General features: G+C 63.9%; 18 protein-coding genes. 8 read left to right on the top strand and 10 right to left on the bottom strand.

What is annotated here, in order from left to right; genetic code table 11:
• The first annotated feature begins 57 nt into the window (after positions 1-57).
• The 6 genes from LAN37_00670 (at position 58) to hpnI (ending at position 8,254) form a co-directional block, all read left to right on the top strand.
• Complete coding sequence (locus tag LAN37_00670) at positions 58-2,484, top strand: diguanylate cyclase (protein ID MBZ5645717.1); 2,427 nt, start codon at positions 58-60, stop codon at positions 2,482-2,484.
• A 10-nt stretch (positions 2,485-2,494) separates the two neighbouring features.
• Positions 2,495-3,361, top strand: a complete 867-nt coding sequence (locus LAN37_00665; GenBank protein ID MBZ5645716.1) for an ABC transporter permease — start codon at positions 2,495-2,497, stop codon at positions 3,359-3,361.
• The gene (locus LAN37_00660) at positions 3,358-4,164 is read left to right on the top strand and encodes an ABC transporter permease (protein ID MBZ5645715.1); all 807 of its coding nucleotides are present in this window, start codon (positions 3,358-3,360) and stop codon (positions 4,162-4,164) included. Before LAN37_00665 ends, LAN37_00660 begins: the two co-directional genes overlap by 4 nt.
• Positions 4,161-5,798: an ABC transporter substrate-binding protein gene (locus tag LAN37_00655; GenBank protein MBZ5645714.1), complete on the top strand. Its 1,638-nt coding sequence runs from the start codon at positions 4,161-4,163 to the stop codon at positions 5,796-5,798. Before LAN37_00660 ends, LAN37_00655 begins: the two co-directional genes overlap by 4 nt.
• Positions 5,798-6,640 (top strand): ABC transporter ATP-binding protein, encoded by an 843-nt coding sequence (locus tag LAN37_00650; GenBank protein MBZ5645713.1) that lies wholly within the window; start codon positions 5,798-5,800, stop codon positions 6,638-6,640. The genes LAN37_00655 and LAN37_00650 overlap by 1 nt, the downstream gene beginning before the upstream one ends.
• A 375-nt stretch (positions 6,641-7,015) precedes the next feature.
• The gene (gene hpnI / locus LAN37_00645) at positions 7,016-8,254 is read left to right on the top strand and encodes a bacteriohopanetetrol glucosamine biosynthesis glycosyltransferase HpnI (protein ID MBZ5645712.1); all 1,239 of its coding nucleotides are present in this window, start codon (positions 7,016-7,018) and stop codon (positions 8,252-8,254) included.
• Here hpnI and LAN37_00640 read toward each other — a convergent pair.
• The 8 genes from LAN37_00640 to LAN37_00605 all read right to left on the bottom strand — a co-directional run bounded on the left by LAN37_00640 (position 8,197) and on the right by LAN37_00605 (position 18,477).
• Positions 8,197-9,264 (bottom strand): methyltransferase domain-containing protein, encoded by a 1,068-nt coding sequence (locus tag LAN37_00640; protein MBZ5645711.1) that lies wholly within the window; start codon positions 9,262-9,264, stop codon positions 8,197-8,199. The genes hpnI and LAN37_00640 overlap by 58 nt on opposite strands.
• A gap of 4 nt (positions 9,265-9,268) precedes the next feature.
• A complete protein-coding gene (locus tag LAN37_00635; protein MBZ5645710.1) occupies positions 9,269-10,291 on the bottom strand; it encodes a glycosyltransferase family 2 protein in 1,023 nt (340 codons plus the stop codon).
• Entirely contained in the window at positions 10,291-11,172 is an 882-nt protein-coding gene (locus LAN37_00630; GenBank protein MBZ5645709.1) for a ChbG/HpnK family deacetylase, read from the bottom strand. Before LAN37_00630 ends, LAN37_00635 begins: the two co-directional genes overlap by 1 nt.
• Positions 11,173-11,277: 105 nt before the next feature.
• Positions 11,278-12,990, bottom strand: coding sequence for a glycosyltransferase family 39 protein (locus tag LAN37_00625; GenBank protein MBZ5645708.1), 1,713 nt, complete (start codon positions 12,988-12,990; stop codon positions 11,278-11,280).
• Positions 12,991-13,049: 59 nt separating this feature from the next.
• On the bottom strand, positions 13,050-14,975 hold the full coding sequence (asnB, locus tag LAN37_00620; GenBank protein ID MBZ5645707.1) for an asparagine synthase (glutamine-hydrolyzing): 1,926 nt from the start codon (positions 14,973-14,975) through the stop codon (positions 13,050-13,052).
• Between the two features lie 116 nt (positions 14,976-15,091).
• Positions 15,092-15,451, bottom strand: coding sequence for a cupin (locus tag LAN37_00615; GenBank protein ID MBZ5645706.1), 360 nt, complete (start codon positions 15,449-15,451; stop codon positions 15,092-15,094).
• Positions 15,452-15,918: 467 nt separating this feature from the next.
• Positions 15,919-17,316: an amidase gene (locus tag LAN37_00610; GenBank protein MBZ5645705.1), complete on the bottom strand. Its 1,398-nt coding sequence runs from the start codon at positions 17,314-17,316 to the stop codon at positions 15,919-15,921.
• A 3-nt stretch (positions 17,317-17,319) separates the two neighbouring features.
• On the bottom strand, positions 17,320-18,477 hold the full coding sequence (locus tag LAN37_00605) for an FAD-binding oxidoreductase (protein MBZ5645704.1): 1,158 nt from the start codon (positions 18,475-18,477) through the stop codon (positions 17,320-17,322).
• A gap of 103 nt (positions 18,478-18,580) precedes the next feature.
• On the opposite strand from LAN37_00605, the gene LAN37_00600 reads away from it, so the two are divergent.
• Both LAN37_00600 and LAN37_00595 read left to right on the top strand, forming a co-directional pair.
• Complete coding sequence (locus tag LAN37_00600) at positions 18,581-19,717, top strand: DUF1624 domain-containing protein (protein ID MBZ5645703.1); 1,137 nt, start codon at positions 18,581-18,583, stop codon at positions 19,715-19,717.
• An 82-nt stretch (positions 19,718-19,799) separates the two neighbouring features.
• Complete coding sequence (locus tag LAN37_00595; GenBank protein MBZ5645702.1) at positions 19,800-20,378, top strand: elongation factor P; 579 nt, start codon at positions 19,800-19,802, stop codon at positions 20,376-20,378.
• Here the strand turns inward: LAN37_00595 and cysE are convergent, their stop codons facing one another.
• A complete protein-coding gene (cysE, locus tag LAN37_00590) occupies positions 20,379-21,047 on the bottom strand; it encodes a serine O-acetyltransferase (protein ID MBZ5645701.1) in 669 nt (222 codons plus the stop codon).
• Positions 21,044-22,012: a cysteine synthase A gene (cysK, locus tag LAN37_00585; protein MBZ5645700.1), complete on the bottom strand. Its 969-nt coding sequence runs from the start codon at positions 22,010-22,012 to the stop codon at positions 21,044-21,046. The genes cysE and cysK overlap by 4 nt, the downstream gene beginning before the upstream one ends.
• Positions 22,013-22,091: the final 79 nt, after the last annotated feature.

Below are 22,091 nucleotides of genomic sequence, written 5' to 3'. Positions count from 1 at the left end.
GCTGTGGAACCGCAGTGGTACGGAACGTGCGACAGCAGCACTGAAGAGGCTTCCTCTATGGACCTGAAGACGCGGGCCTACGTTGTCGCGACCGCCGCCATCGGCGCGGCCATCGCCTATTCAGCTCTCTCCCATTGGCAATCCGCCGATCCGGTGCGATTTGCCTGTTACGTCCTGCTGGCGGTGCTGGCGTCACGGATGCGGGTCGAGTTGCCGGGCATCAACGGCACCATGTCGGTGACCTTCCTGTTCATCCTCATCGGCGTCCTGGAGCTGTCGCTGCCGGAGACCCTCGTGATCGGCTGCGCGGCGACCGTGGTGCAGTGCTTCTGGAAGGTCCGCAACAAGGTTAAACCCATTCAGGTGATCTTCAACGTACTCAGCATGATGGCGCCGGCCATCGCCGTGTCGTTCTGGACGTACCAGCACAGCATGCGGTTATTCCATGGCAAGACCTCGCTCATGCTGGTTGCAGCCGCGTTCGCGTACTTCCTGTTCAATACGATCCCGGTCGCCATCGTCATTACGATGACGGAACACAAGTCGCTGCGGACGACCTGGGCCGAATGCTACTTCTGGTCTCTGCCGTACTACCTGGTCGGGGCCGGCATCGCGGGACTGGTCAGTTTCATCAACCAGCGGATCGGATGGCACACTTCGCTGATGGTGCTGCCGGTCGTGTACTGGCTCTACCGATCGTATCGCCTCTACCTCGGCCGCCTGGAAGACGAGAAGCGGCATGTAGAGGAGATGGCATCGCTGCACCTGCGCACCATTGAAGCGTTGGCGTTGGCCATCGAAGCGAAGGACCACACGACCCACGACCACCTGCAGCGCGTACGCGTGTACGCGGTCGAGATCGGCAAGGAACTGGGATTACCGGAGCAGGAGATTGAAGCCCTGCGTGCAGCCGCCTTGCTGCATGACATCGGCAAGCTCGCCGTTCCCGAGCACATCATCAACAAGCCGGGCCGGCTGACCCCCGAAGAATTCGAGAAGATGAAGATCCACCCCCTGGTCGGGGCCGAGATCCTGGAGCGCGTTTCATTCCCCTATCCGGTGGTGCCGATCGTCCTCGCGCACCACGAGAAATGGGACGGCAGCGGTTACCCGTTCGGGGTGAAGGGCGAAGCGATCCCGATCGGCGCCCGTATCCTTTCGGTGGTGGATTGCCTGGACGCGCTGGCCTCGCACCGGCAGTACCGGCGCGCGTTGCCGCTGGACGACGCCATGAAGGAAGTAGCCCGGCTTTCCGGCAAAGAATTCGATCCCGCGGTGGTCGACATACTTTCCCGCCGCTACGTGGAACTGGAACGCATGGCGGTGTCGCAGCGCCCGGAGAAGCACCTGACCACGGACCTGATCGTCGCCCGGGGCGAATCTCCGGCGACCGGCTTCGAGCATGCCCACGCTTCGGCCCAGGAGCCGAACGAGGATGGGTTCTTGGGCGCCATCGCCGCCGCCCGGCAGGAAGCGCACACTCTGTTCGAGCTCAGTCACGAACTGGGCAGCTCGCTAAGCCTGGGCGAAACCTTGTCGCTGCTGGGAGTGCGCCTACAGAAACTCGTTCCCTACGATTCCATCGCGGTGTACATCGTCCGCGACCGTGAGCTCGTTCCCGAATACGTCAGCGGTGACAATTTCCGCCTGTTCGGTTCTACCAACATCCCGCTGGGCAAAGGCCTTTCCGGATGGGTGGCGCAACACTGTCGCCCGATCCTGAACGGCAATCCCTCGGTCGAGCCCAGCTATTTCAAGGACCCGGGACAGTCCACCACGCTGCGCTCCGCGCTCGCAGTGCCGCTGAAGGGCATGAACGGTGTGGTCGGCGTGTTGTCGCTGTATAAGGCCGATATCGATGCCTTCCCGCGCGACCAACTCCGCATCCTGCTGGCCATCAGCTCAAAGGTCGGATTGGCGATCGAGAACGCCCTCAAGTACCAGCAAGCCGAGACCTCCGCTACCACCGACTACCTGACCGGCCTGCCGAATGCGCGCTCGCTCTTCCTCCATCTGGATTCCGAGATCGCCCGCTGCAAGCGTGCGCGCACCTCTCTTGCCCTGATGGTCTGCGACCTCGACGAGTTCAAGCAGGTGAACGATCGCTTCGGGCACCTGGAAGGGAACAAGGTCCTGCGCATGTTTGCCCAGGCACTGAAGGCTTCCTGCCGCGAGTACGACTACGTGGCCCGCATGGGCGGCGACGAGTTCGTGGTCGTCATGCCGGGCATGCGCCGCGAAGCCATCCAGGAAAAGATCGTGCAGATCACCGGCTTGGCCAACGAGATCGGGCGGCAGGTCTGTGGCGAGGCCTTCCTTTCGGTCAGCGTGGGCAGCACCATCTTCGGCGAAGACGGCAGCGACGCCGAGCAGTTGCTGTCGGAAGCCGACCGCCGCATGTATTCGATCAAACAGGTGCACCACGATCGCGACAAGGTGGTGACCGTTCCGCCCGCTTCTTACGTCAGGGCAACCATCAACTAGTGGGTGAGGAATGTGGATCTCCAGGCTAGCCCGGCATATCGCAGCGATGCTCGCCACCATCCTGTTGGGTGGTCTGTTGGCTGCGACCATGGTGCGGCTGGCCCCTGGCTTCGACGTCGATGAGCGGCAACTTGATCCGCGCCTGAGCCCCGAGACCATCGCGGCGATCAAAGCCGAGCGCGCCGGACAGCGCAACATCGTCCACTTCTATCTCCAATTCCTCGGGCGAGCCGCTCGCGGCGACCTTGGTCAATCCCAGACGCTGAACGAACCCGTCCGCAAATTGATCGCCGAGCGCCTGCCCGCGACCGCCAGGCTCGCGGGTGCAGGACTGCTCGCCGCTTGGATCATGGCTTTTGCGCTAGCCGTGGTCGCGACCATGACCCGCTCCAAGGGCATGGACGTGATGACGACAGTGTTCAGCGGCGCGTTTCTCTGTGTGCCGGCTGCGGTGCTGGGACTCATGACGGTGGTGGCCAAGAGCCCGGCGTATCTGGCCATCGCGTGCGTCGTCTTTCCCAAGCTCTTCCGCTATTGCCGCAACCTGCTGGCGGACAGCTACGACATGCCGCACGTGATCATGGCGCGCGCCAAGGGCTTGTCGGGTTCACGGGTTTTGTTCTGGCATGTTCTGCCGGTGTGTGCCCGCCCGCTGTTCGCGCTGGCGGGGGTTTCGGTCAGCCTGGCGCTGGGCGCCTGCATCCCGGTCGAAGCGCTGTGCGGCATTCCGGGAATCGGGCAGCTCGCGTGGCAAGCCGCCATCGCGCGCGATCTGCCACTGCTTGTGACACTGACTGTGCTGGTCACGGTCATCACCCTGGCGGCGAACTCGAGTTCCGACTTGCTGTCGCAAGCGCTGCGCGCGGAGGGCCGATGAAAGCCGTCCGCTGCATCGCCGCTTCGGTGTTGGTGCTGGCGGCGCTGGCTTGCGTGCTGACAGGGTTCCTCGCTCCAGCGGATTACGCAACCCAGTTCCGCGAAGCGCCCTCGGCTGCACCGTCGCGCCATCACCTGCTCGGAACCGACGACCTGGGACGCGATTCGTTCTCGCGCCTCCTCTACGGCACGCGGGTGTCGCTGTTGCTGGCGCCGGCCGCGGCACTGCTCTCGACGCTGCTGGCGGCATTCGTCGGCGGCATCGCCGGGTATGTCGGCGGGCCGACTAAGAAGGTAGCCATGGCAGTTACTGATCTTTTTCTTTCGATGCCGTGGCTGTTCCTGCTTATTATCGTGCGAGCGATGCTGCCATTGAACGTGTCTCCGGGGACGAGCGTCACCGTCACGTTCCTGCTGCTCGGGCTGCTGGGCTGGGCGGCGTCGGCGCGTGTTGTTGCTGCGGAAGTACAGACTATCCGGCACTCCGATTTTATGTTGCAGGCGCAGGCTTCCGGGATCTCGCCCTGGCGACTGCTCGCGCTCCACATCACACCGAACGTTCGCCCGGTGCTGTTCGCGCAGTTCTGGATCTCGATCCCCGTATTCATTTTGAGCGAAGCGAACCTTGGGATCCTGGGACTCGGGGTGGCCGAGCCGCTGCCCTCGTGGGGCAGCCTGCTGCGCGAGCTGGAATCCTTCGTCAGCTTCGGCGATCAACCCTGGAGATTCGTCCCGCTGCTGCTCCTTATCCTGGTGGTCAGCAGCTTCCAGATCTTTCTTAGCCGCAAAGAGGTACAAGCATGAGCCGCAAAGCGATCGTGTCTGCGTTCCTGCTCCTTGCACTCCTGCTTCCATTTGCCGCGTTGGCGCAGAACCAGGGTGGCGAGCTTCGCTTCTGTCTGCGGGCGGAACCGAAGACGTTCAACCCGCTGTTGGTCGAGGACGAGGCCTCCGAAACGGTGCGTTACCTGACCGGTGGCGTGCTGGTGCGGGTCAACCGCGATACCCAGGCGCTTCAACCCGAACTGGCGGCCTCGTGGAAGGTGTCCAAGGACGGCCGCACCATCACTTTTAAGCTCCGCAGTAATCTCTTTTTTTCCGATGGGACTCCCTTTACCGCCGACGATGTCGTGTACACGGTCACTCAGATGATGGACCCGGCGACCCACTCGCCGACCGGCGACTCCTTCCGCTCGGGGACCGGCGCAACGGGGACAAAGGCCGTCTCGCCGACCGAGGTCACAATCGCCTTCCCGGCGCCGGTCGCGGGGATGGACCGCCTCTTCGACCAGGTGGCGATCATGTCCGCGTACTCGCCGAAGAAGGAGATGGCGGTGCTCGGGCCGTTCTACGTCGCGGATCACAAGCCGGGCTCCTACATCCTGCTGAAGCGCAATCCGAACTACTGGAAGAAGGATGCGGCAGGACGCCCGCTGCCGTACCTGAACACGATTCGCATGGACATCCAGTCGAACCGCGACATCGAAGCGCTGCGCTTCCGCCGCGGCGAGATCGACCTTATCAACACGCTGGACAGCGAGTTCTACGACCGGCTGGCGTCGGCGGGCAGCTCCAGCGTCCATGACGCGGGCGCTTCGCTCGACTCTGAGCAGATGTGGTTCAACCAGGTGCCGAATGCCCCCATCGACGGCTACAAGCGCGACTGGTTCCGCTCGACGGCGTTCCGCCGCGCCGTTTCGGAGGCCATCAATCGCGACGACCTCTGCCGCGTGGTTTTCAATTCCCACGCGCGCCCCGCGATCGGGCCCATCTCGACCGCCAACAAGTTCTGGTTCAACGCCAGGCTGAAGCCCATCGCGTACAGCCCTGACGCGGCGCTGCGCCGTCTCGAGGGCGACGGGTTCAAGCTCCAGGACGGAGTGCTGCGCGATCGCGCCGGACATGCGGTCGAATTCTCCATCGTCACGAATTCCGGGAACAAGTACCGCGAGCGCATCGCCGCCATGATCCAGCAGGACTTGGCCAAGATCGGCATGAAGGTGAACGTGGTCACGCTCGACTTCCCGTCGCTGATCGAGCGCATGACCGACAAGTTCAACTACGAAGCCGTGCTTCTCGGCCTGGTCAACACCGACCTCGATCCCAACGCACAGATGAACGTGTGGCTCAGCTCCGCCGAGAACCACCAGTGGAACCCGAAGCAAAAGACGCCAGCTACCGCGTGGGAAGCGGAGATCGACCGGCTCATGCAGGCACAGGCCGCCGCGCTCGATCCGGCCAAGCGCAAGGCCAGCTTCGACAAGGTGCAGGAGATCGTCTACGAGCAGGCGCCCTTCATTTATCTGGTGAACCGGAATGCTCTGTCGGCGGTGTCGTCGGCATTGATCGGCGCGCATCCCGTCGTGCTCCGGCCGCAGACGTACTGGAACGTCGACCGGCTCGCATTGAAGCATGAAGTCATCAAGGAGCGGCAATAATGAAGTCGTATGGGCCATTGCTGTCGGCGCGCATCTCCGCGGATTATCCCAACAAGCCCGGGGTGCTGCGCGACGTGTCGCTCGACATCTATCCCGGCGAGGTGCTGGGCCTCGTCGGCCAGAGCGGGTCGGGGAAGAGCACCATCGCCCTGGCGCTGATGAAGCTGCTCGCGTTCAAGGGCGGCCGCGTCAATGGCCGAATGACCTTCAACGGGCGCGACCTGATGCCCCTGAGCGAATCGGAGATGCGCAAGGTGCGTGGACGCGAGATCAGCTTGGTGCTCCAGTCCCCGCTTTCGTCGCTGAATCCGGCGCTAAAGATTTCCACGCAGCTCGAAGAAGCATGGCGCGCGCACAGCGGCAGTTCTGCCGCGGAGTGCCGCGCCGCCATCGTGCGCTCGCTGGCCAGCGTCAGCCTGCCGTACGAGGATGAGTTCCTCCAGCGCTACTCGGGACAGATCAGCGTCGGCCAGGCGCAGCGGGTGCTGATCGCCATGGCGGTGCTGCATTGTCCCGCACTGCTGATCGCGGACGAAGCCACCAGCTCGCTGGACGTGATCACCCAGTCCGAGATCCTGAACCTCTTTGCCAAGCTCAACCGGGAGCGTGGGATGGGGGTGCTGTACATCTCGCATGACCTGCTTTCGGTCGCCTCGATCTGCCACCGCATCGCGATCTTGAGCAACGGAGAGATCGTGGAATGCGACCGCACGGAGCGGATCTTCAGTTCTCCTTCGCATCCCTACACCCAACAGCTCATTGCCGCGCTGCCGACCCTGCCACAGCAACGCGAGAATGCCGATCAGCGTGAGATCGGCGTCGCCTTCAGAACCGCCCAATAGACGGTCGATGCGCTCCTGAATGAAGCGCTCAAACTCAGACCTGGAGTCGGCCCTACGTTTGAAGTGGAGGGAAGCGCCCGTTAGTCTTTGATTGGTCCGCCCTAGAGGATTTGAATCTTCTCAGGTAGCTGTTGAGAAGTCTCCTTCTCACCGGTTATCGCGCTTCTCGGCTCTGCACGTTCGCCTGCCCGCAAGAAACTCGTCACTAATTCGTGACCCAAACCCACCCATTTTGGCCTGTTTTTCCGTACCATGAACATGCGGAAAGCAGGGCAGGCAATGGGCTTCAGCGTTGTGACTTCATTCTTGACAAGATAGTCGTCTGGGGTTCGAGTCCCCACGTGCCTACCATTTCTTGCCGAATCTGCTACAAGAATGACTGTGCAATTGCTTCGAGGAGCGGCGCTGCTGGCGGCGCTCTCGCCACTAGCTTACTACCTGCTCGCGACCTACTGCGGCTGGCAGTACTTCCGCAAACGACGGTCCCTGCCGCCGCTGGACCCCTCGTTCACGCCGCCGGTCAGCGTACTGAAGCCGGTTCGGGGGCTCGACCGCGAAGGGTATGAGAATTTCGCCAGCTTCTGCCGGCTGGATTATCCCGAATACGAGCTGCTGTTCGCGGTGAGCGATGCGGACGATCCGGTGATTCCGCTCATCGAGAAGTTGCGGCGAGACTTTCCTCAGCGTTCGATCCGCCTGTTGACCGACGTGCCCTCTCTCGGCGCCAACCCCAAAGTGAATAACCTGTGCAAGCTGGTGCAGGAGGCCAAGCACGACCTGCTGGTGATCGCCGACAGCGACGTTCGGGTGGAACCGGGCTACCTGCGGGAAGTGGCGGCGCACTTCGCCGATCCGCGAGTGGGCGCAGTCACGGCGTTCTTTCGCGGCCTGACACCCGGCGGCATGGCCGCGGAGTTGGAGGGACTGGCGCTCTCCACCGAGACCGTGCCCAATGCGCTGGTGGCGCAGCAGATGGAAGGCAAGATCCAGTTCGCCTTCGGATGGACGATGGCGACGACGAAACAGTGCCTGAAGGCGATCGGCGGCTTCGAGGCGATCGTGAATTATCACTCGGACGATTTCGAGCTGGGCAACCGCATCGCGGCGCACGGATTCCGCATCGAGCTCACTCGTCAGCCGGTCTGGATGGTGTTCCCCCGGGAAACGATCGGTGAGTACCTGCGCCATGAGATGCGTTGGTCGATCGGGCTGCGAAACGTGAGGCCCGCCGGATATATCGGGCTGGCGCTGACATTCGGGCTGCCCTGGGCGGTGCTGGCGGCGGCGGTGGCCCCATCGGCAGGAATCGCGGCGGCGTATCTGCTGGCTTACCTGGCGCTGCGGCTCACTCAGGTGTGGACGTCGGGCGCGTGGGGACTGGATGATCCGGTCACGCGGAAAAGCCTGTGGCTGGTTCCGCTGCGGGATGCGGTGAGTTTCGTGGTGTGGGTAGCAGGATTCTTCTCCGACAAGGTCACCTGGCGGGGACGGCAGTACCGGGTGAAGCGGGGCTTGCTGGTCCCGTTAACTCAGGCGGCGGGAACCGGCCGCAAAGATCAGCGCGACGGTTCGGGCGACGCCCCTGCACGAACGCCGCGCTCGGGACCCGAGTAGCTTGCCGTCGCGCCCGAAGAACTGCGGTCGACAGTAGCCAGGCCGCTCCAGCTATAGCCGCGATGGGAGCGCACCGCCACATCGTAGAACCCCGACGCCACCCAGGCGAGCACTTCGTCTCCCCGCAGGTAATGCGCCACCGGCGTCACCAGCTGGTCGAAGACGTTGGCGTGGATCTCGTCGAACGGATAGTCGTACATCGAAGCGAAATAGTCCCCATAGGGAAGCTTCGCGGGACCTTTTCCATCGGCGCGGGGGCGATAGAAAAGCTTGATCGCGCCCCACAGGAACGCGGAAGGCGGAACACACGCAGCCCGGAGGAGGCGGGCGGGTAGTTTCGAGGTGAGCGCAGTGCGCACCGGGTCCACGTAGCGGGTGATCCACTCGTTCCCCTCCTGCCCGTAGACCCAGAACGCGACTCGCCCGCCATCCCGCACGCGGGAGGCGAGGCTGGCAAACCCTGCCGCGGGATCGGGTAGATGGTGCAGAACGCCGACGGAGAAGGCCAGGTCGAAAACCGGGTGGACCGGCGGTTGGAGCAGATCTCCGATCACGACGTGAGCGTTGGGCAGGTGACGCGTGTGGGCGAACGCCACAAAGGCACTCTGGCCGAGGTCGATGGAGACAATCGCCTTCGCGCCGTGGGCGGCGACGATCGCCGTGTGCCGGCCCTTGCCGCATCCTCCTTCGAAGACTGTTCGGCCGGCGAAGTCCGCGGCGGTAAGCGGGGCGAGCCAAGCGAAGAATTCCTGCTCGTAGTAGTCGCGAAGATCGCTCCAGTGCAGCCATTCGTCGGCGAAACGCGACGCGGTCTCGAGCTTCACCTCTTCCACATCGTCGGGCAGGAGCACGGGCACGCCGTCGCGGATGGGGAAGCGCAAACTGCATCCAGAGCAAGCGAGTTCGCCGGCCAGTATGTGCCCATCGCTGTCGGGTGGTTCATCGGTGCGGAGCGTCAGGTCGCTGGCGCAGCAAGGGCAGGCGAAAAACGACAGGGCCTTACGTCGCATGGGACTACCGGCCGGTTGTCTTGGCGGTACGCGCAGGACGAGTGCCACCGGCGATGGCTTCGCTTCCGTTGCGGAACTCGCGCACGAGATACACGGGCTTGTTCTGCGTTTCGTAATAGGTGCGCACGAGCATCTCGCCGATCAGGCCGGTGGCGATGAACTGGATGCCGCCCATGACCAGCGCCATCCCCAGCAGCATCAGGGGGCCGTGGTTGGCCAGCAGGCCTTCATCCAGGACGGCCTTGCGGATGAAGACCCATAATCCGATGCCGAATCCGCCGCTCAGGCACACCAGACCCGCCAGGCCGAACAATTGCATCGGCTTGGCGGAGTAGTCGAGCAGGAACTTCACGCTCAGCAGGTCGAGCAGCACGCGGATGGTCCGCGAGATGCCGTAGTTGGAGCTTCCGTTCTGGCGCGGAGGGTTGGTGATGGCGACTTCGGCCACCGAAGCGCCCGCCCAACTCGCCAGCGCGGGGATGAAGCGATGCAGTTCACCGTAGAGATGGACCTCGTCGAGGATCTCGCGGCGATAGGCCTTGAACGTGGTCCCGAAGTCGTGCAGCTCGACCCCGGAAAGCTTGGCCATCATCCAGTTGGCGACGCGGCTGGGCAAGCGGCGCGTCAGCCAGCGGTCGCTGCGCTGCACGCGCCAGCCGCTCACGATGTCAAAACCTTCCTTGATCTTTTCCAGGAAGAGCGGGATCTCGGCGGGATCATGCTGTAGATCGCCGTCCATGGAGATGACGATCTCGCCGCGGGCGAAGTCGAAGCCCGCCTTGAGCGCGGCCGTCTGGCCGAAGTTGCGGCGGAGCCGCACCAGGTGCACGCGGCGGTCGTTCTCGCAGATGCGGAGCAGGGCGGGGTAGGTGCCGTCGGTGCTGCCATCGTCCACGAAGACCATCTCGTAGGGCGCGCCCACCGCGTCCATCACCTCGACGATCTTCACGTACAACGGAGAGACGCTCTCCTGCTCGTTATAGAAGGGCACGACGACGGAATACATCAATCCAACTTCATTCTGCATCAGGTCTGACTTAACCCCCGGTAATCAATGAGCTCGATGCCGAGCCGGGCGGTGAGTTGCAAAGTCTCCGGCCGGGTCAGTGCATCCAGCTCGCGTTGTCGCTCGGCTCGCAGCCGAGTCATTCTTGGATCCAAGACGGGATCCTCGCAGCCCGGGTGGCACATCAGCTCGCTGGTGCCTTCCGCCAGGTTGCCCAGGATCACGCCCAGCTCGTGGTCGTCGAGAAATCCGGTTTGCGTGATGCCGTAGAAATGCATGGGAAACTGTAGCCTGGCCTCCCGCAGCATGGCGCGCGAATCCCTTGTCATGAAGGCCAGGGCGCGCGACTTCACGGATTGTTTCACGATGCTCGCCGCCGCCGGCCTGTTGCGCCGCAGCAGCGCCCAAAGGCCCCCTCGTCGTTCGCTGGCCCAGCGCACGCCGGCAATGCCATAGTTCTTTGCCAGCCGCACCACGACGCGGAAGATGCCCGGCAGCATGTGGACGTGCTTGTGTCCGTCCAAATGAGTGATCGCGATGCCGGCGTCGCGCACTTTTTCGATCTGCGCGCTGAGCTCGCGCTCAACCTCAGCCAGACTCACCCGGCCAGAAAGGGCGCCGCGCAGCAATGCCGCCGGCTGCCGAGAGAACTCGCCCTTCCTATTCACCAGACTCGCGATCGAGGCCGGATCCGATAGGGGCCGCCCCTGGGTAAGGTTCAGGTGCACTCCCACTCCCAGCTTGGGTGCGGCCTGCGCCATCGCCACGGCCCGCTCGAAAGCCACGCCGTTGGCCAGCAGGGTTGTGCTGGTCACGATCCCCCGGCGATGCGCTTCCAGGATCCCCTCGTTAATGCTGTCGGCCATCCCGAAGTCGTCGGCATTCACCACGAGTCGCTTCATCGGTTCGGGCGACGTTTCTCCAGGTCGATGGCCGCCGTAAGGACAATAGATGAGATGCTATAAGCCGCAGTTGCCGGCGTCAATGGTGCCGCGCGCGCGTTTCCTTTATCGGGAGCGGAGCCCTTGCGGTGAGGACAGCGGAAGATTGGTCAGGACGAGCTTGCCCCCGCTCTCGGCGACCAGGTTCAGCCTCCCGCCTCCCAGGAGGCTTTCGAACTTCGGCAACTCAGAACGTTCCGTGACGAAGTACCAGCGCTCCGGCTGGGTCCACAGGCCCTTGAATCGCGCATTATCAATGAAAACGTCGGGCACGCCGGGAGCGTAGGAACCGTACACCATGGTGTCGATGCGGCCGTCGAGCAACAACGCCGTGCGGTTCGTATAAAAGAAGACCGAGGAGAACGGGTAGTAATGGTGGTGGACGATCAATTTGCCGTCGGGAGCGCGCAGCAACGCCTCCGCCAGCGGCCGCGACGACATGTAAGGGTCAAAGACCACGAGCGCCAGCCGGGCGGCGTGGAAAAACAGGACCATCATCAGGGCGGCGGCCAGGAACGCGCGCTGGCTGGCGGCTCGCAGGGTCCCCAATGCGCCCAGGAGAAAAGCGATTCCGGCGACCGCGAGAGGGAGGCGAAGATAGGCGAATGAGTGGAGCGTCAGGTCCTCCATGTGTCCGAGCGAGAGGGTGTAGGCCTCGGGGTGCTGGGTGAGAGCGGCGGAGATGTCGCCGGGGGTGGGGACGTTGCGCACCAGGAAAAGCAAGGTTCCCGCCACGACGGCCGCGAGGCCGGCGAGGACCGTAAGCGCGCGAGTGCCACGGCGGATCCAAACTCCTCCCGCTTCCATCGCCGAACCCAGCAGCAGCGCCAGCGCCGCATAGCAAGGCATTGAGTAGTATTCCTGGGTGGTGGAGAAGGTGAAGAACACGAGCAGAAATCCGGCCCAGCAGAGCGCCAACAAGCGGGTGCGTCCCGCGCGATCCACCGGCATGAAGGAAAGCTTCGCCACCGCCGGGAAGTAAACGCTCCAGGGAAACAGCCACACGAAGTGGAACAGCCAAAAGGCCCAGCGCGGCACGGTGTTGTAGTCGTGCGGGTAGCGTGTGCCCAGAAAGCGGAGAAGCTGCTCGTTGATGAAAAAGAACCAGAGGAATCCGTGGTATTCGCCGGGGCGGCTTTGGAGAGTAAAGGCGAAGTAAGGTGGATTGCGCAGCGTCGCCAGGATGTGCCAGGGCGCCGCGATCAACAGCACGATCAAGAGCCCGCTGAATGGATGGAGCCGTTTCCACGTCCGGACGGAAAAGAACTGGCGTGTGAGCAACAGGTAGATCACGCCCGCAGCGGTTGGGAAGACGACGCCTATCAGGCTTTTCAGCAGCAGGCCGGTCCCCAGACTTGCAGCCATCAGGAACGCCCAGAATCGGGGACGTGGCTCCTCCTCGTCGAGCGCTCGCAGGAATGACCACAGGGCCAACGCGACGGTGAAGGCGAGCATGACGTCTGGGATCTGGATGCGTGTGAACAGGAACAGGCCGACGCATGTTGACATGCACAGGCCGGCGTAGAAACCGGCGCGTTGGCCGAACGCCCAGGCGCCGAAAGCGGTCGTCAGCAGGCAGAGTGCGATGGCGGACAGCGCGACGGGGATGCGCGCGGACCAGTCGTGAACGCCGAAGACCTTGTAGGAGACCGCGATCGACCAGTAGATGAGCGGCGCTTTTTCCACGTATTTGACGCCGTCGAGGTGGCCGGTCACCCAGTCGCCCGAGGCGAGCATATTGCGCCCGAGCTGCGCCTGCACCGCGTCCACGTCGTCCATCAGCGACGGCGGAGACACGATGCAGCCCAGATACACTGCGCTCGCAATTAGCAGGACGGCTAAATAGAGGTAGGAATGCTTTCGGTCATCGGACGGCCCACTCGGTCCCCCGGCGCCGTTTGAATTCGCCATCTCTTCATCCAAAGGAACAGGGTCAGCAAACCCCAAAGGTGATACCCAAGGTTGGCGCGCCGCTCCAGGTGCGCGCGCACACAATCATCGACCGCGCTGCGCCGGAACAGCCCGGAATGTTCGGTAGCGCCGGCCCCGAGTGTATCGCAGAGCAGCGTGCGCAGCGGGCCGCGAAACCATTCGTGGGCGGGGATATCGAATCCCATCTTCTTGCGCCGCAGCACCGAGGAAGGCAGCTTGTGCTTCATCAGCTCCTTGAGGATGAGTTTCTGCCGGGAGCCGCGGATCTTGAAATCCGCGGGCAGTGACGCGGCGAATTCCACGATGCGGTGGTCCAGGAAGGGCGGACGCACCTCGAGCGAGTGAGCCATGCTCATGCGGTCCACCTTCGTAAGGATGTCATCCGGCAGGTAGTACTTCTGGTCGAACCAGGTGTAGGGCGCCAGGTCATCCTCGGAAGCGAGATTCTGGCGCAGTTCGGCCAGGATGCGGTCGAATGTGCCCGGCAGCGTTGCCTGAAGCAGGCCCTGCTTCTCCGGGCCGGAGAAAGTCCCATTCCAGAAGACGTGCGCCTGCTCTGGCGGCATGCGGCAGCCTTCGAGGAAGCGCTTCAGCTTGTATTCGAAGCTGATCTTCTCGTCGGAGACGGGCCAGAACCGCACTGCCTCGAGCGCCAGCCGCAGAGCCACGGAAGGCAGCCGCCGCATGGGACGTGCGAGCCGATTGGCTCTGTAGGTGACGTAGCCTCCGAACAGTTCGTCACCACCTTCTCCGCTGAGAGCGACGGTCACCTTTGTTTTGCTCAGCTTCGACAGGAACCAAACGGGCAGCGCTCCGGCGTCCGCGCTCGGCTCGTCGGAGTAGTACGCGAATTCCTCGATCGCGTCCTGGAGGCCCAGGTCGACGTTGAGGTCGAATTCCTCGTGGTCCGTCCCGTAACGGGTTGCGACCTCGCGCATGTACGCGGTTTCGTCAAAGCTGCGTCCCTGGAACGAGATCGAAAGCGTCTTCAGCGGCGAACTGGAAGCCGCGGCAGCGTAGTGAAGGATGGTGGAAGAGTCGACGCCGCCGCTGAGCCAGACGCCGAGGGGAACATCGGAAAGCAAGTGCTCCCGGACCGACTGTTGCAGAAGAGAGTCGAGTTCCTCCTGGGCGGATTCCAGGCTCCGATCGCGAGAGACTCCGAACGGCAGGCGCCAGTACGGCTCGGAACGGATGGCGCCGTCGCGCCACTCCAGCCAGTGACCCGGGGGCAGCTTCTCGATGCCCTCGACCAGGGTCCACGGGCAGGGCACGTAGTTCAGAGACAGATAGCAATCCAGCCCGTCCAGGCTGAGGCGGCGATCGATCTCCGGGTGGACCAGGATCGCCTTCAGTTCGGACCCGAAGAACAGATCGTCCGCGTGGCGCGCGAAATAAAGCGGCTTGATGCCCATGCGATCACGAGCCAGGACCAGGCGTTTCTTCGACTCGGTCCACAGCCCGACGGCGAACATCCCCCGCAGATGCGAAAAACATTCTGTGTCCCATTCGAGAAAGGCGTGCAGGACTGTTTCCGTATCCGTGTGGGTGTGAAAGTGGTGGCCGCGCTGCTCCAGTTCGGCGCGAACTTCGAGGAAATTATAGATCTCACCATTGAACACGATCACCGCATCGCCGTCCGGGGAAACGATCGGTTGGTCGCCCGATTCGAGGTCGATGATCTTCAGTCGGGTGGCGGCGAGTGCAACGGAGTTAGATTGAAAGACGCCTTGCTGGTCAGGCCCGCGGTGGACAAGGCAATTCGCCGCAGCGCGGATGCGGTCGGGGCCGCCTACGCTCTTCTTCCGGGTAAAACCGGCGATGCCACACAAATCGGTACTCTTTCCCCTGCGCCGCGGAATCGGGTGGTCGGGGCGCGCGCAAGCGCCGAGAAACGCTCGTTTCTGCCTTCGCTGAAAACTCTACCACAAGGCGCAGCCGCTGATGGTCAGTGGCCGTCGCGGTGGACGGTGTCGGGCGAGAACGCCGGCAGGCAGATGGCGATGTACTCAGCGCCGTCCGGCGTGGAGTACTGCACCCACTCGCCGCGATGAGCGATGACAGCCTGCCCCGCGCTTACGTCCAGGGCGCCTTCCTTGTGTCGCACGCGCAATGTGCCATGCAGCACCACCGTGTATTCGTCGAACTCGGGCGTCTGGCCGGGTTCTTCCCAGCCGGAAGGGCTGCGCATATGGGCCACACTCAGGACGGACGTCTTCGAGTTCACGCGTCCGACGAATTCCTGGATGATCTTCGGCTTGGTGTCGGCGGAAGTGATCTGCGTGGGGTGCTCGATGAGCAGAGGCATGCTAGTAGCGTCCTCCTTGGGAGTGGACATTCTACCGAACGCGGCTTACCTCAACTGCTCCACCCAGCGTCGAATCTCGTCAAGTAATGAGCGGTCCGACACTAGAACGACCACTGCTCCTAAGAGCCCACCGTAGCCAGCTACCTGCAACACGTACAACGGCCATAGGTGCCAATCAAAAGTGCGCGCAAGCTTTGCATAGTCACGATGCGCTTTGGAAGCGTCAAGGATGGTTCCGAAGTATCTCGCTGAAATATTGGCGCCTTTCAATCTCGCGACAATCCACAAGTGCAGCACGTTACCAATCATAATTCCTGCGAGACACAAGATGAGAGCAAGATGGGATAGATTCATGGGCGGGTGGCCCACCTTTCTGCATTTCAGGCGCGGAGTATAGCTCTGGGTACTGTCTTTTCGCAGTGACCAGGAAGGAGTGCCCTATCCATCGGTACCTCCTTGTGCGGGGTTCAGCGCGGGTGTTGCAGACGCCAGGGGGCGGTCTGCTCGTAGAAGTATGCGAGGCGCAGGACCGCGGATTCGCTGCCGGGCGGCCCTGCGATCTGCAATCCGACGGGCAGGCCGTCCGAGGTGAAGCCGCAGGGAACGGAGATCGCGGGTAAGCCGAGCACGTTGAAGGGGCGCGTGTTGCGCAACATCAGCAGCTCGCTTGGACGGAGCCGCGTGGGTTCCGCCACCAGCTCTGAGATCGCAGGCGGAGCGATGGGTACCGTGGGAGTCACGATCACGTCCGCATCTTTGAATAGTTCCGGAGCGCGGCGCCGCAGGCTATCGAGTTCCTGCCGCTTCTGGATATATGCGGTGGCGGTGACCTCGGCGCCGGTGCGGATTCGCCGCAGCGTCTCCGGGTCGTAGAGCTCGGGCGAGCGCGCCACGTGCTCGGCGTGATAGGCAAAGGTCTCGGCGGAAGCGACGGTGCGGTCGCGGTCCACCGGAACGCGCACCTCCCGCAGGTCGCCGAATTGCAGGAGCAGGTGCACAGCTTCTTTCACGCGCGCTTCGATGTCGCGCTGGAGATCGGAGAAGAAAAAATCCGACGCAATCCCGATCGTCATCGGTTCGGGCATGCGATCCAGAGCGGCGGCATAGTCCTCGGCGAGGAACTTGCGCGAGGTGATGTCGAGCGGATCGTAGCCCGCGACGGCGCGCAGCACGATGGCGGCGTCGCGAACCGAACGCGCGAGCGGCCCAACGTGGTCGTATGACCAGGACAGCGGGATGACACCGCGCAGCGGCACCAGGCCGTAGCTGGGCTTGATGCCGACGATCCCGCAATAAGCGGCGGGCAGGCGGACCGATCCGGCGGTGTCGCTGCCGATAGAAGCGAAGCACAGGCCTGCAGCCACGGCGGCCGCCGAGCCCGACGATGACCCGCCTGTGATCCGCTCCGGGTCCCAGGGATTGCGCGCGGGACCGAAGTGGCTGATAAGACCGCTGCCGCCGTAAGCGAACTCGTGCAGGTTCGTCTTGCCGAGCACGATGGCGCCTGCGGCGCGCAGGCGGCGAACGACCTCGGCATCTTCCTCCGGCACACGATCGCGGTAGAGCGCGCTGGCGGCGGTGGTGCGCACGCCGGCGGTGTCGATCAGGTCCTTGAGCGAGATCGGAATGCCGTGCAGCGGCCCGCGCCAGTGTCCGCCCTGGATCTCGTCTTCCGCGGCCCGCGCCTGTTGCAATGCCGATTCTGCGGTTACCGTGATGAACGCGTTCAGCTCGGGATTGGCTGCCTCGATCCGCTCCAGGCAGGCGCGTGTGAGCTCGACCGGCGAAATCTTCTTGTCGCGGACCAATTCGGCGGCTTCACTGAGCGACAGCGAGATCAATTCCTCAGTTGAACGAGACGCCATGGGCTAGAGCACCGCGGACTCGTGGATCAGACGGTTCTCGGCGAAGCGCCGGTAGGACAGCAACTCGGCATCGATCAGGTCGGTTTTGCGGTGAAGGATGAGGTCGGAAACGACCTTTCCCGTTGCCGGCGCGTGCATCACTCCGTGTCCGCTGAAACCGTTGGCCAGGAAGAGCCCGGGCACGTCGGGCACCGGCCCGAGGATGGGATGATGGTCGGGGGTCATCTCATAGAGCCCCGCCCACGCGCGCTTGGGGTTGACCGCGAGATTCTCGAAGATGGGCACGCGGCTGGCGGCGCGGGTCAGCACCTTCTCGATGAACGCCGGCTCGAAGTCGAATTTGTAGCCCGGAGTTTCCTCCGGATCGGCCCACGCGAGCAGGAAGCCGAGCGCCTCGGGGCGGAAGTGGAAGCCGTTCGACATGTCAATGATCATCGGCGCGGAGTGCGGGAAGTCGGCGAACGGTTCGGTGGGCACCAGCATGCGGCGCAGCGGCTCGACCGGCAAGTCCACGCCCGCAAGTTTCGCGACCCCGGCGGCCCACGCGCCGGCGGCATTCACCACCACGCGGGTGGAGACGCGCTCGCGCGTCGTGTCCACGGCGCAGATTCCTATCTCGTCGAGCGCGATGCCGGTGACCTCGGCATCGCGCCAGACCTGCGCGCCCTGTTCCTGCGCACGCTGGGTGAAGCCGACCATCGCGCTGTAGGGATCGACGAAGCCGTCGGTCTCGCAGAAGCTTCCGCCCACGATGTCGTCGGCGCGGAGCTGCGGATACAGGCCGCGGACGTCGTCAGCCGAGACTAGGCGCACGCCTTTCAATCCCAGCTCGACCTGCTTCTGATAGTTCGTGCGCAGGTAGTTCATCTGCGCGTCGTTGGTGGCGCAGAAGAGATACCCCTGCGGACGATAGCCGGAGGGATGTCCCATGCGTTCCTCGAACGAGGCGTAGAAAGGGATCGAGTACAGCGACATGCGGATGTTGACCGGCGTGGAGAACTGCGCTCGCACTCCGCCCATGCTCTTGCCGGTCGAGCCCTTGCCCTGGTGAGTCTCGCGCTCGACGATGAGCACGTTACGGCAACCGGCCGAGGTCAAGTGGTAGGCGATGCTGGCGCCGACGATCCCTCCCCCGATGATGACGACGTCCGCAGCGTGCATGGACTGGTGGCCCTCGCTCACCAAAGACGCCGAGCATTGTAGCCCGGAGGCCGGTTTTGTGTGGCGCAGGCCGGAGAGGTCGCGCTAGGCTAGCCCTTCTTCCATGGCAACAGCGACGCGGGCGCGGCTGGCGTACATCGACTGGATGCGCGGGCTCGCCTGCGTGCTCATGTTCCAGACCCACGCCTACGACTCCTGGCTGGGCGGCGCTGCTCGCAAATCCACTTTCTTCATGTGGTCGCAACTGGGTGGGACGCTGCCCGCGCCGCTGTTTCTGTTTCTGGCCGGCATCTCGTTCGCGCTGGTGACCGGCAAGTTGAGGCAGAAGGGCGTCGCCGCCGGCGAGATCGCCCGCACCACCATTCTCCGCGGGGCGGAGATCTTTGCTCTTGGACTTCTGTTCCGCCTGCAGGAGTACCTGATCTCCTTCCCCTGGGCGCCGTGGACCGACCTGCTGCGCGTGGACATCCTGAACACGATCGGGATGTCCATGATGCTGATGGGTGGGCTATGCCGTCTGACCGCGGCCGGGGGCGAAGGAAGGGCCCGTTGGGTCACGGCCGGCGCCGCCGTGGCCGTGGCGCTGGCCATCTCCGCAATGACTCCGCCGTTGTGGACCACGTGGCGCCCCCGCTGGCTGCCCTGGCCGGTGGAGTCTTACATCAACGGCGTGCACAACCTGAAGGAACCGCAGTCCTGGCTTTTCCCCATCTTTCCCTGGGCGGCGTTCGCCTTCGCGGGGCTGGCGATCGGATTCGTCCTCTTCAGCGAATGGGTGAAGCGGCGCGAAGCCGCCATGTTTGCCCTGTTCGGTGCCGGAGGTGCTGGCCTCATCCTGTTCGCGCGCTGGCTCGACGCGCAGCCTCAGAGGGCTTACGCCGTCTACGACTTCTGGCACACCAGCCCCAGCTTTTATCTCATCCGTGTGGGCGTGCTGCTGATCATCCTGTGCGGCAGCTATGCCTGGTGCCGCTGGGGCGCGGGGCAGTGGAGTTTCAGCCCCCTCATCCAACTTGGGCAGACCTCGCTGCTGGTGTACTGGGTCCACATCGAGTTCGTGTACGGAAGGCTCTCCATCCTTCCCAAGCGCGCGGTAGGCATCGGCGCGGCATCGCTCGGATTGCTGACCATTGTTCTCGCCATGTTGGTGCTCTCGCGGGTGCGCACGCAGATGAAGGAGCGCGGGATCGAGATCGGGGCATGGCTGCGTCGCACGGCGAAGCCGGCGACCCACGGCTGAAGGTGCTTCCCTCCCGTCACCGTCTCTCGCCGCCGGTTTGCGCTAGAATTCGTTTCCCGATAGTTCCGTCCGGGAGGTGCGCATGATCGCATCGCAGCTCAGGGCAGGCATGGCGGTCCGGATCGAGGGCCAGGTCTACAAGGTGCTCGAGGTCGAGTCCAAGGCGGGCGGCGGCCAACTCGGCGGCGTGGTCAAGACCAAGCTGCGCAACGTGGAGAGCGGCCGCATGTGGGAGCCGCATTTCCGGCCCGAGGTGCGCATCGAGGAACTGCAAGTCGAGCGCCAGACCATGGAGTTCCTTTACCGCGACGACGACAATTGCCACTTCATGAACCCGGTGAACTTCGAGCAGGTCGAGGTGCCGCGCACCGCGCTCGGCCCCGGTGAACTCTTTCTCCAGGAAGGCACGAAGGTGCCGGTTGAGTTTTTCGACGGGCGTCCGATCAGCCTGGTGTTGCCCGACGTGGTGGAGATCCACGTTGCCGACACCGCTCCGCCGCTGCACGCCGGCAATGACAGCGCGTGGAAGGAAGCCACGCTCGAGAACGGGATGAAGCTCAATGTCCCGCTGTTCATCGGGCCGGGCGAGCTGGTTCGCGTGGACGTCGAGAGCGGCCGCTACGTCGAGCGCGTGCGGTTGGAGCGCAAGAAGGGCGCCTGATCAAGGCTTGCGGTCGCGCGCGGCGGTCTCGGCGGTGAGCTCACGCATCTTCTCTTTCAGTTCGCGGACATCCCGCATCAGTTCCTGGATCTCGGTGTCGACCGGATCATCCACCTGCTTGGGATCGTTGATCACCACGCGCTTGCCGTCGCGCAGCACCACGTGCGCCGGCACACCGACGACAGTCGAGTTGTCCGGTACGTCGCGCAGCACCACAGAGCCCGCGCCCACGCGGCAGTTCTCGCCCACCGTGATGTTTCCCAGGATGCGCGCGCCCGCGCCCACCATCACGTTGTTCAGCAGCGTGGGATGGCGCTTGCCTTTCTCCTTGCCGGTGCCGCCCAGGGTCACGCCCTGGTAGAGGGTGACGTCGTCGCCGACGATGGTGGTTTCCCCGATCACGACGCCCATGCCGTGATCGATGAAGACTCGCCGGCCGATCACCGCGCCAGGATGGATCTCGATGCCGGTCCAGAAGCGCGAGACCTGCGACAGGAAGCGGGCCATCCAGCGCAGCCCGTGGGCCCACAGCCAATGCTCCAGGTGATGTGACCAGAGCGAATACAGGCCCGGGTAGCAGGTGAGCACTTCGAAGTAGGAGCGTGCCGCCGGGTCGCGCTCGAACACCGAAGCGATGTCTTCGCGCACCGCTCTGAAAAATCTGATCATGGGACTGCCACCGCCTGCATCTGGAGCGCCTCCTGCCGCAGGGCGTCAAACAGCACGCTGGTGAGATAGCGCTCGCCAAAGTCGGGAACGACCACCACGATCAGCTTGCCTGCGTTTTCCGGCCGCTGCGCGACGCGCACCGCCGCGGCCACCGCGGCGCCCGACGAGATGCCGACCAGCAGCCCTTCTTCGCGTGCCAGCCGCCGCGCCATCTCGATGGATTCGTCGTTGGTCACGGTGAGCACTTCGTCGACATAGTCGCGGCGCAGGATCTCCGGCACGAAGCCGGCGCCGATGCCCTGGATCTTGTGCGGCCCCGCCTGACCGCCGGAGAGCACGGCGCTGTCCACCGGCTCGACGGCGACCGCGCGGAAGCTCGCCTTCTTCGGCTTGATGTATTCCGAAACGCCCGTGATGGTGCCGCCCGTGCCCACACCGGAGACCAGGATGTCCACCTGCCCTTCGGTGTCGTCCCAGATCTCGGGGCCGGTGGTCTCGAAGTGGATCCGCGGGTTCGCGGGATTGGAGAATTGCTGCAAGATGACCGCGTTCGGCGTCTGCCGGAGCAACTCCTCGGCCTTGGCGATCGCTCCCTTCATGCCCTTGGCGCCCGGCGTCAGGACGAGTTCCGCGCCGAAGGCCCGAAGCAGCACGCGGCGTTCCAGGCTCATGGTGTCGGGCATGGTCAGGATCAGCCGGTAGCCGTGCACGGCGGCGACGAACGCCAGCGCGATGCCGGTGTTGCCGCTGGTGGGCTCGATCAGCACCGTCTTGCCCGGCGTGATGCGCCCCGAGCGCTCGGCGTCCTCGATCATGCTGACGCCGATGCGATCCTTGACGCTGCCACACGGGTTGAAGCCCTCCAGCTTGGCGGCGACGCGCCCACGACAGCCCTCCGTGACCCGGTTCAGTTGGACGAGGGGGGTGCGGCCGATGAGCTGGGTGACGTCGCGGGCGATCCTCATTGCGTGGCTTCCTTTTTGAACTCTCCGCTACCAGCAAAGCTAGTAGCCGGCTGAACACAAAGCTGTGACGGCGGTCACA

The sequence above is a fragment of the Terriglobia bacterium genome (assembly GCA_020073495.1).
Classification (GTDB): Bacteria; Acidobacteriota; Terriglobia; order Terriglobales; family Acidobacteriaceae; genus JAIQFD01.
The sequence above is the reverse complement of the archived record's forward strand: the minus strand, read 5'-3'. Positions and strand labels throughout refer to the sequence as shown.